We start from the raw sequence: 10505 nt of genomic DNA on the forward strand, positions 1-10505 counted from the left end.
ATTCATAAAATTTGTTACGAATATTACCAAGACCAAAGGAACGAGGCGAAACATTTTAATGTTTATGGGATTTACGATAGTGGCAAATGCAAGCGCTATTAACAAGCCTACCATAGTAGGAATTATAGAGTATTTCATATAGTCATAATAAGTATGATCTTTGAGGATTATCGGCTCTTTGTCGTAATCCCTTGCTTTAGAATTCTGCGGTAAGGCGCCGCTGTCATTCGAGATAAAATTTTGCTGCTCTGCGTTGTTTTCACAGGCAGAATTCTGAGCCGCTTTGGCCTCTAAATTTAAAGCATCAGTAGCGGAATTCGGTGCTTTGGAATTCAAAGATTCGAAATTCGGAGGTTCAGAATTCAAGATTTCAAAATTCGAGGCTTCGAAATTTAAGGTTCTAAAATTCGAAGCTTCAAAATTTGAGGCTTCGGAATTCGAGATTTCGGAATTTTGAGCTTTGAAATTCGAGACTCCAAAATTCGATGTTCCAGAATTTTCGCCGTTAGAATTTTGTTCCAAGCCCCGCTTCGGCTCCTGATGCCGCTTTTGTAGTAGCCTTTTTAATTCCTCAAGCCTATTTTGATCCATTCTTGCCCCCTGATAAGGCGTTTTAACCTCGCTTATTTTTGCTCGTGCTTTTCATCTGTGCTAGCTCCTGCGCCAAAAATTCTCCCGTGTAGCTACCGGTCTTTTTAAAATCTTTCGCGAGCTTTTCTGGGGTGCCGCAAGCGACGATCTGTCCGCCACCCTCGCCGCCTTCGGGCCCCATGTCGATGATGTAATCGCAGTTTTTGATGACGTCTAGGTTATGCTCGATCACAAAGACGGAATTTCCCAGATCGACCAGATGGTGCAGCACCGCTACCAGGCGATCTACGTCTGCAAAATGTAGCCCCGTCGTGGGCTCGTCTAGGATATATAGCGTGTTGCCCGTGTCGGTGCGGCTTAGCTCTTTGGCGAGCTTGACGCGCTGCGCCTCGCCGCCGCTAAGCGTCGTGGCGGGCTGGTCTAGCGAAACGTAGCCGAGCCCGACGTCTGCGAGCGTCTTTAGCTTTTGATAAATTTTAGGCACGGCTTTGAAAAACTCGAGCGCCTCGTCGATACTCATCGCCAAAACGTCGGCTATGCTTTTGTTTTTGTATAAAATTTCAAGCGTCTGCGCGTTGTATCTCGTGCCGTGGCAGACGTCGCAGACGACGCTGATATCGGGTAGGAAGTGCATCTCGATCGTGATCTCGCCCTCGCCCGCGCATTTTTCGCAGCGCCCGCCCTTGACGTTGAAGCTGAAGCGGCCGATCTTGTATCCGCGCAGCTGCGCTTCCTTCGTCGCGGCAAAAAGCGCGCGGATCTCGTCCATCACCCCCGTGTAGGTCGCGGGATTGCTGCGCGGGGTGCGTCCGATCGGGGTCTGATCCAGATAGATCACTTTATCCAGGCTATCAAGCCCCGAAATTTTAGCGCCCTTTACCGCGTGCACCTTTTTGGCGCGATTTAGCTCCTCAAGCGCGGTAGGCAGGATGGTTTGCAGCACCAAGGAGCTCTTGCCGCTGCCGCTAACGCCCGTGATGCCGACTAAATTTCGCAGCGGAAATTTTGCGCAAAGGCCGTGGATGTTATTGATATTTACGTTTTTGATACTTAGCCAAAGCTCCTGCTTGCGGTGCTTTTGGTAATTTATCTCCTTTTGGTTGTTCAGATACAGCGCGGTTTGCGTATTGCTTTTAAGCAGATGCGCGACGTCTCCTGCGAATACGACCTCGCCGCCTAGATTGCCCGCCCCCGGGCCGATATCTACGACGAAATCCGCCGCCTCGATCGTCTTTTTATCGTGCTCGACGACGATTACGGAATTTCCCTTTTCCTGTAAGCTTCGTAGCGTCTTGATAAGCTTTTGCGTATCGCGCTCGTGAAGCCCGATGCTAGGCTCGTCGAGCACATACATCACGCCACTAAGACCAGAGCCGATCTGGCTTGCGATACGGATACGCTGCGCCTCGCCGCCGCTGATAGTGCGCGCATCGCGCCCCAGCGTGAGATATCCAAGCCCCACGTCCTTTAAGAAAAACAGCCTTTCGTTGATCTCTTTTAGAATCGGCGCAGCGATCTGCGCGTCCTTTTCGCTTAAATTTGAAAACCGCTTCTCGTCGCTGAAAAATTCCACGCAGTCTGCGATACTCATATTTATCACGTCGCCGATGCCCTTATCTGCGACCTTTACGGCAAGGCTTTCCGGGCGCAGACGCAGTCCGCCGCAGTCGGGGCAGATTTTTTCGCTCATATAATCGTCTAGATCGCTTTCGTTTTTGAGCAGATCGTAGGCGTATTTGATCGCGCCCTCAAATTTACGCACGAGCTTATGCTTTTTCCAGTAAAAATCGATCTCTTTGACGCTGCCGTAGAGGATCAGCTTTTTTTGCTCCTCGCTTAAATTTGCATACGGAATTTTGACGTTTATGCCGTTTGCTTCGCAAAATCCGAGTAGAAATTTATAGTAATAGCTCTTGTTGAAGCCTGACATCACTTTAATCGCGCCGCCCTCGATCGAGGCGTTTTCGTTGATGATCTTGCCCAGATCGAGGCTAAATTTTATCCCCAGTCCGTCGCAGCTCTCGCACGCGCCCTTTGGGGAGTTGAAGCTAAACGCGAGCGGCTCGAGCGGCTTGAATGAAATTTTACAATCAAAGCACGCCATATGCTCGCTGTAGTGGATCAGGCTCTGCGCGAGCCCAAGCTCGGCGGCGTTTGCGATCTCCACCTCAAGCTCGCCGAAGCTGAGCTTGAGCGCCTTTTCGACGTCGCTTGCGATACGGATGGAATTTTCCTCGTCGATGATCGTGCGGTCGATGATGACCTTGATCGAGTGCTTTTTCGTCTTGCTCAGCTCGATCTCCTCGTCCAGCCGCACCAGTACGCCGTCGATCTGAGCGCGCACGTAGCCCTGCTCGCGCAAGCTTTGCAACATATCGGCGAAGCTGCCCTTTTTCTCACGCACCAAGGGCGCGCCCAAGATCACCTTCGCGCCGCGCGGCAGCTTCATAATCTCGGCGATGATGTCGCTGGAGCTCATCTTTGAGATCGGCTTGCCGCATTTGTGGCAGTGCTGCACCCCAACGCGCGCATAAAGCAGCCTCAGATAGTCATAAATTTCGGTGATCGTGCCCACCGTCGAGCGCGGGTTTTTCGACGTCGTTTTTTGATCGATCGCGATCGCAGGCGTCAGACCGTTGATCTTATCGACGTCGGGCTTGCCTACGCGGTCTAAAAACTGCCTCGCGTAGCTGCTTAGGCTCTCGACGTATCTGCGCTGCCCCTCGGCATATAGCGTATCAAACGCCAGCGTGCTCTTGCCGCTGCCGCTAAGACCTGTAAAAACGACGAGTTTGTCCTTTGGAATTTGCAAATTTATATTTTTCAGATTGTGCTCGCGCGCGCCCGTGATGGTGATGAGATCGTTCATTTTCGCCCTTTTGTGCCAAATTAATCTTACATTATAGCTCAAATTGTTAAAATTGCGCTTTTGGAAGGGGCGGCGATGATACTAATCTGCACGGCTTTGCGCTGCGAAGCCCAAGCGATAATCGAGAGTTTTAAACTTACGCGCGGCGGCGATCTGTTCGCAGGCGAGCAGATGCTTCTATACATCTGCGGCGTGAGGTTTGGAGCTAAATTTGAAGCGGGCGCTGCAGGCGGCATAAAAACAGAATTTAAGAGCAAACCCGGCGCAGAATTTATTCGCCGTGCCGATACAGACGCAAAATTCGGGCGTGAGCTTCGCAAGGATCGACGCGGCGCGGACGTGAAATTTGAGCATTTTTCGGACGCGGGCGCACTCTGCGGCGGCGACGCAGAGACCGGCTCCGCGCAAAATGCGACTGAAAATTTTAAAATTTTAGATCTTGGCTCCGCGCGAAATTCAGAGCGCTTCGGTGAAATTTTACTTTCGCGGCGCGTGGACTTTGCGCTAAACATAGGCGTCTGCGGCTGCGCGGATAAAGGCGTGCAAATCGGCGAGGCGTTTTACTTTGACGGCACGGCGGCGCAGGAATTTTACGGCGAGGACGGATCGAAATTTTATAGCTCGCAGACGATGGGGTGCGGCACGCAGGCTCCGAAATTTCAAAACGTTTGCGAGCGTGAATTTTGCGGCGCGAGTTTAGACGGCAAACTGCGGGCAAATTTGATCTGCGTAAACGAGCCTAAAATTTTAAACGCAGCGCAGCGGACCCGTGGGGCAAATATCGCAGCGATCAAGGCGTGCGGCGAGACAAGCGCACAAGCCCTAACGCAAGGGGTAAACGGCTCAGCAGATACAAAAAATTTCACGCGCGACGCGACGCGGGCTGAAATACAAAGCTTAACGCAAGTCAAGGCGCAAAATTTATCGAGCGTAAAACCCTCACAAATCGCGGTAGGCGGGCACAGCGTCGCGACGAATACCGCAGCGCGCGCAACACAAAATACGCCGTGCACGGCAAAAGACGCTACTTGCGAGCGTGCAAATCGCGGTATCAGGCTTTACGATATGGAGAGCGCGCTTTTTGTTAGTGCTTGCGGGCGGGCGGGCGTACCGTGGGCGATGATGAAGATCGTAAGCGATCATCTGCGCGGCGAACGACTTAGTAAAAGCTTCGTCTATGAGCTCGTAAAGGCGCGCCTGCCGCAAATCCGCGCCGCGATAAAGAGCAAAATTTAACTACGAGTGCGTGCAAAAACCCTGGTCGAGGGATAAAATTTTAGCCTCGCGCGCCGAATACGACGCGGAATTTAAAGGTATTGCGGAGGCGCAGGAGAAACGATGAAAATAAAAGGCTCTTATCTGTATTTTGCCCTCTTGGCGTGCGCATGCATCGCGGTTTGCGCGTATGCCGCGGCGGATCTGTTTTCCGATCTGCCCTCGCTAGTCTTTTTAGCCCTTTTGCTCGCATTTGCCTGCATCGGGCTATGGCTAAAAGACGCTCTAATAGGCGCGCGCTACCTATTTTACTGCATCTGCGTGTAACTGCTCTTTGCGGCGGCCATTTTCGCGGCCCTCAAATTCCCCGCCATGGCGCAGTTCGTGCGCAGTGCGAAGATAGGCACCGGCGGCACCGGCATACCGCTAGGCATCATTCTGCTCGTGCTGCCCGCGTTTTTCTGCACCCTGCCGTATTACTACCGAACGGGCGTCAAGAAAATCCCGCAAAAGTTCGCACTCGGTGGAATTTTGATCCTAAACGTCGCTATTACGCTAGCTTACGCCTTCTATTTCGAGCGACTATTCTGCGGCGCGATCTGAAATTTCAACGATTTTCAGTGACGGCGCGCGAAATTTAAGTATAATTTGCAAAATTTAAACGAAGCGGAGCAAGATGACGGAGGCAAAAAAGGAGCTAGGAGCGCAGTTTGGCGTGAATCTGAGCGAGCGATCAAGCGCGTTTTTGGGCGCGCTATTTGAGAAATTTCACTTTTCATTTCAGCAACGAAAGCAGCTAGCGGAGTTTGCGAGCGATTTTGAGGCGTGGGACGAGGCGCCCATTTATGAGCTGCTTACAAGCGAGCGGTGCGGGCTAAATTTTAATAAAGCCAAATTTAATAAAACAGGGAAAGTCCCAAACGGCGAGCAAATTTTTAATTTCGTACGCGAGACTTGGCTTGAGCTAAAGTCGCGCCCGCATTCGTACGCGAGCTTCAAAAGCGATTACGCGGCGAAAAAATTTGAAATTTCCTCCTTTCGCGCAGACCGCATCGCTTTGGGACGCTGCCCGGTGGCGAGCGAAAACACGCGCTGCTGCAATCTGCTGACGCTCGATGCGGTTAATTCGTGCGGTTTTGACTGCTCCTATTGCGCGATCGGCTCCTTTTACAAACAGGGGAAAATCGGCTTTGACGAGAATTTTGCGGCAAATTTAGCGCGCCTGCGGCTCGATCCCGCGCGCAGCTACCACATCGGCACGGGTCAGAGCTCCGACTCGCTCATGTGGGGCGATCGCTTCGGCATTTTAAGCGCATTATGCGATTTTGCGGCGCGGCATCAAAACGTGATTTTGGAGCTTAAAAGCAAGTCAAACAATGTTAAATTTTTCCTGCAGCGCGAGATCCCGCGCAACCTCATCATTACTTTTTCGCTAAATACGCCCGCGATCATAGCGAACGAGGAGCATCTAAGCGCGAGCTTGGATGCGCGGCTGGCGGCGGCAGAAGCGCTCGCGGCGCGCGGCATTTTGGTGGGCTTTCACCTCCACCCGATGGTTTGGTACGAGGGCTGGCAAAGCGATTACGGTGCGCTTTTTGAGCAGCTGCTACGCAGCTTCGATCCAAGCGGCGTCGCGATGGTCTCGCTCGGCACGCTTACTTTCATCAAGCCCGTCGTCAAAAAGCTGCGCTCGCGCGGGCTACGGAGTAAAATTTTACAGATGCCCCTTGCGGACGCGAACGGCAAGCTGTCCTACCCGCCGCAGATCAAGCGCGAGCTTTTTAAATTTGCCGCGGACGCGCTTTCGCCGTGGCGCGAGCGGGTGTTTTTCTACCTCTGCATGGAGGATGCGAGCCTGTGGCGCGAGGTTTTGGGGCACGAGTACGAAAGCAACGACGCGTTTGAGGAGGCGATGAAGGCGGCGTATTTTGCGAAGATAAGGCAGCGCTAGACACGCTGTTTACCGCAGACGTCGCGCTTGTACCGGCTCGCATGCGGCGCCGAGGATACAGCGCGAAATTTGCGGCGAGCGAGCGGTTAAAATTTAGCGCCGTATCCGGCTTTATAAAATTAAATTTTATAAATCGTGCGGGGCGGGTACAGCGAGCATCGATAAAATTTTACAAAGCGGCGGCGCAGCAAGAAGTCTGCGGGTTAAATTTAAAATTTTACCCAGCGCAGGTCGCGGCACGGATTGTCCAATCGCGTAAATTTAGCGGCGGTACGGTGGACGGCAGATACGGCGCGAGCAAAGAAAATTTTAGCGTAGGAAAATTTACTCGGTGCGCTAAGCTTATCGCGCCGAAGCGGCATTAAAATTTAAAGGAGAAAAGATGAAAGCATTGATCACGGGCGCAAGCGGTGGTATCGGCAGCGCGGTTGCAGAGCTTTTGCGACAAAACGGCTATGAAATTTTAACGCTAAGCTCGCGCTTCGAGGATGCGGATGCGCTGGCGAAGGAGTGCCGGGCGCTGGCTGCGGCGCAAGAGATTGACGCGCTGATTTTATGTGCGGGTACAGCGAAATTTGCGCCGCTTGAGGCGATGAGCGAGAGCGAAATTTTAAAAATTTTAAACGTAAATCTTGCCGTAAATATCATCATTACGCGCGCGCTTTTGCCGAATTTAAAGCGCAACTGCGCCCATATCATCGGCATTAGCTCGATCGAGGCGCTGCGAGCGAGCCGCTTTAGCGCGGTTTATAGCGCGAGCAAGGCGGGGCTGCGGGCGTTTCTGCTCTGTCTTTTCGAGGAGGCGCGCAAGCAGATCAGAGTAAGCTGCATCAACCCGGACATCACCAAAACGCCGTTTTACGAGGATTTGAGCTTCGAGCCCGCGGATGATGAGGCTAGCTTCGTGGATGCGGGGGAGATCGCAAATTTCACGCTGCAAATTCTGCGCACGAAGTCCAACGTGAGCGAGTTTACGATCCGCCCGCAGATCGTAAATCTGCGGAAAAAATCAAAATTTAATCACGAAGGGGGCGAGCTTGAAAACTAGTAAAAGTAAAATTTTTATTATGCTAATTGCGGGGGTTTTTATTATTTATGGAGTTATAAGCAGCGGCGGTATGTATTGTAATATGGAGGAATTCTTTTCTGATAAAAAGGGCGAAGAGGATGACGCTTGCATCGCCAAGCTGATAAAACGAGCGGACGACGGAAACGGCTTTGCGGAAAGCAGACTAAGATACCCAAGCAGGGCGTATATCAAGCGCGTGTGCGAAAAGGGAGTGGAGAATTTAGGTGAGCGAGAAAGATTTTATTTCGAGCGTTATAGTAAAGATCGTTGTAGCGCTTGGAGCTTTAAAACGCCCAAATCAAAGGGCGGAGAAGTAAATACGACGAGCGGCGATATGAACGAAACGGACGGCGAGGGAAATTTAACGCACGAGGGTGCGAATACAATCCGCGATGAAACAGGCGTAATCAAACGCGATATAAATTCTGCGGGAGGGTCAAATGTCGGGCGATAAAGCGAAATTGGAAGCCAGTAAAAGTCAAATTTTTTTGCTAATTGTAGGAGTTATTATTCTGTGCACCCTATATATAAGAAACAATGGCGCGTATTGCAACATTTGGGAATCTTTTTTAAACAATAAGGGCGAAGAGGATGACGCTTGCATAGCCAGACTAATAGAGGAGCGCGCGGATGCCGGCGATGACCATGCGGTAAATCGACTAATGTATCCGAGTCAGGCATATATCAAGCGCACATGCGAAAAGGGGGTAGAAAACTTGAGCGAACGCGAGAGATATTATTTCCAAGGCTTTAGCGGGGATCGCTGCGAGATTTGGGGCTTTAAAACGCCCAAATCAAAAGACGGCGAAGCAAACACGACGAGCGGCGGCGGTAATTTAGCGCGAGGCGATACGAACGCAACGAGCGGCGAGAGAAATTTAACGCGCGCCGAGGCAAACAACGGCAAATCTGACACTGCAAACAGCGATGCGAGCTTGATAAAGCGCGAAGGAAATTCTACGGAAGAGCAAAATGCTAGGCGATAAGATTAGCCTTGAGGGTGATATCGTAAATTTTATGTCGTTGGTCAAATTTGTGAAAAAATGAGTTAAAATTTATTACTCAAGGAAAAACATGGTAAAAAAGAGATCTTTAAAAATAAAAGGAAGCATATCGATTGCCATAATCCTGCTTTGGGTTTATTTTTTGATTACGACGCTGGGCGGTGATAGATACTGCGGCATATGGGATTATATCGCAAATAGTGAAGAGGATGATGCCTGCATCGCTAAGCTGATAAAGCGCGCAGACGCGGGTAGTGAATTGGCGCTCAATCGGCTTAGATACCCTAGCAAGGCGTATATCAAGCGCGTATGCGAAAGAGGAGTGGAAAACTTAGGCGAGCGAGAGAGATATTATTTCGAGCGTTTAGGCGTAGATCGTTGCGAAGCTCCAAATTTTAGAGATAACGAAGCAAATACGACGAGCGGCGGCGGTAATTTAGCGCGAGGCGATATGAACGCGACGGACGGCGAGGGAAATTTAACGCGCGCCGAGGCAAACAACGGTAAATCCGACACTATGGGCAACAAGGCGAGCTCGATAAAGCGCGAAGGAAATTCTACGGAAGAGCAAAATGCTGGGCGATGAAAATTTAGAAAAATTTTTCTCAAAAATCGACGCGGCGGAGTTTGGAATTTCGGCGGGCTCAAAGCTCGCTTCAAAAAATCATAAACTTGCAGGAAGCGCGAGAGACGGGAGCGACGGCGAGCTTTTAAAATCAAAAAATGGGGCGGAATTTTGCGGCAAACAGGCATATTCTAGCAGCGCGCAGCAAGCTGAAATTTTAAAATTTAATGCCGAACCGCTGTTTAATGCCGAGAAAGTGTGTCTTGGTACGGAGCAAGCGCACTTAAAATTTAACGTCCGTCCATCGCAGTCGGAGCCGGGCGTCAGACAAGCGCTTGCGTTCGATGACGAGCCGCCGCAGGCGCAGTTCGACGCCGAGCGAGCGCAGACGAAGATCGAAAATTTCATGCGCGATCTGCTGCAAAACTATGTGCTTTGCGTAAGCGGCGCGGAATTCGCCTTCGCGGAGATCGAGGCGTATTTCACGGGCGCGGATCGCAACACCTACAAGCGCACGTCGCGGGCGGGCGAGATATTTTTTCACAATTTCGGCTTTGACATTTCGTTTCGCAGCGTCCCGCAAAGTGGCGGCGGGATTTTGGTGCGAAGCCTGCGCGTCCTAAGTGGCGCAGAACTTTTGGCGGGTAGCTTACTTGGCTTGACGGGCGACTTGCACGGCTTGGCGGAGAGCGATTCGATCGGCCATGCCGCCCCACTCATACAAAACGGCGATTTTATCGCGGGTCCGCGCAAATGCATGGGTAAAATTTTAAATCTGCAAACGCAAAATTTAAACTTCTCTTTAAAGCGTGTGCCGCAAATAGCGCATGCAGCGGGCTTTAGCAACCGAATCCGACGAGGTGAGATCGTAAATGAAGTGAATCTGGACGCAAATACGCCAAGTGGCGCGGCGAGGCTTGCGAATGAGCCGCGCAGGCTTACTAGCGAGGAGTTTGAGGTATATTTGAGCGTAGGCTGCGCGGCGGCGAAAACATATAAAAAATCGCTGCAAAGATATGAGGACTAAATTTTGATTGAACTGCGCACAGCGGGCGAGCGGTAAAATTTAATGAGCTTTAAGTGGCGAGGATATAAAATGGCGCGTCCATCAAATTTAAAGGCGGCAAATGGATCAAGACAGGCTTGAGGAATTAAAAAGGCTACTACAAAAGCGGCATCAGGAGCCGAAGCGGGGCTTGGAACAAAATTCTAACGGCAAAAATTTTGAAGTACCAAATTCT

Annotated in this window: 11 protein-coding genes and 1 pseudogene; 10 read left to right on the forward strand and 2 right to left on the reverse strand. The window is 51.0% G+C overall.

Translation table 11 applies throughout. The features are described 5' to 3' along the window. Positions 1-591, reverse strand: a pseudogene (locus Q0620_RS00550) (hypothetical protein); the annotation flags it as partial. A 22-nt stretch (positions 592-613) separates the two neighbouring features. After that, entirely contained in the window at positions 614-3460 is a 2847-nt protein-coding gene (uvrA, locus tag Q0620_RS00555) for an excinuclease ABC subunit UvrA (RefSeq protein WP_298782740.1), read from the reverse strand. Positions 3461-3535: 75 nt separating this feature from the next. On the opposite strand from uvrA, the gene Q0620_RS00560 reads away from it, so the two are divergent. The 10 genes from Q0620_RS00560 to Q0620_RS00605 all read left to right on the forward strand — a co-directional run bounded on the left by Q0620_RS00560 (position 3536) and on the right by Q0620_RS00605 (position 10291). Then, complete coding sequence (locus Q0620_RS00560; protein WP_298782742.1) at positions 3536-4696, forward strand: hypothetical protein; 1161 nt, start codon at positions 3536-3538, stop codon at positions 4694-4696. A gap of 102 nt (positions 4697-4798) precedes the next feature. Beyond that, a complete protein-coding gene (locus tag Q0620_RS00565) occupies positions 4799-5002 on the forward strand; it encodes a hypothetical protein (RefSeq protein ID WP_298782744.1) in 204 nt (67 codons plus the stop codon). A 57-nt stretch (positions 5003-5059) separates the two neighbouring features. Continuing rightward, positions 5060-5278 carry a hypothetical protein gene (locus tag Q0620_RS00570; RefSeq protein ID WP_298782745.1) on the forward strand — a complete coding sequence of 73 codons (219 nt, stop codon included), beginning with the start codon at positions 5060-5062 and terminating at the stop codon, positions 5276-5278. Between the two features lie 73 nt (positions 5279-5351). Beyond that, entirely contained in the window at positions 5352-6626 is a 1275-nt protein-coding gene (locus Q0620_RS00575; RefSeq protein WP_298782747.1) for a spore photoproduct lyase family protein, read from the forward strand. A gap of 41 nt (positions 6627-6667) precedes the next feature. Further along, positions 6668-6991, forward strand: coding sequence for a hypothetical protein (locus Q0620_RS00580; RefSeq protein ID WP_298782749.1), 324 nt, complete (start codon positions 6668-6670; stop codon positions 6989-6991). Between the two features lie 17 nt (positions 6992-7008). Further along, the gene (locus Q0620_RS00585; protein ID WP_298782751.1) at positions 7009-7674 is read left to right on the forward strand and encodes an SDR family oxidoreductase; all 666 of its coding nucleotides are present in this window, start codon (positions 7009-7011) and stop codon (positions 7672-7674) included. After that, positions 7664-8149 (forward strand): hypothetical protein, encoded by a 486-nt coding sequence (locus Q0620_RS00590; protein ID WP_298782753.1) that lies wholly within the window; start codon positions 7664-7666, stop codon positions 8147-8149. The genes Q0620_RS00585 and Q0620_RS00590 overlap by 11 nt, the downstream gene beginning before the upstream one ends. After that, on the forward strand, positions 8136-8681 hold the full coding sequence (locus Q0620_RS00595) for a hypothetical protein (RefSeq protein WP_298782755.1): 546 nt from the start codon (positions 8136-8138) through the stop codon (positions 8679-8681). The genes Q0620_RS00590 and Q0620_RS00595 overlap by 14 nt, the downstream gene beginning before the upstream one ends. Before the next feature lie 88 nt (positions 8682-8769). Further along, positions 8770-9285, forward strand: coding sequence for a hypothetical protein (locus Q0620_RS00600; protein ID WP_298782757.1), 516 nt, complete (start codon positions 8770-8772; stop codon positions 9283-9285). Continuing rightward, the gene (locus Q0620_RS00605) at positions 9272-10291 is read left to right on the forward strand and encodes a hypothetical protein (protein WP_298782759.1); all 1020 of its coding nucleotides are present in this window, start codon (positions 9272-9274) and stop codon (positions 10289-10291) included. Before Q0620_RS00600 ends, Q0620_RS00605 begins: the two co-directional genes overlap by 14 nt. Positions 10292-10505: the final 214 nt, after the last annotated feature.

The organism is uncultured Campylobacter sp. (genome assembly GCF_938017615.1).
Lineage (GTDB): Bacteria > Campylobacterota > Campylobacteria > Campylobacterales > Campylobacteraceae > Campylobacter_B.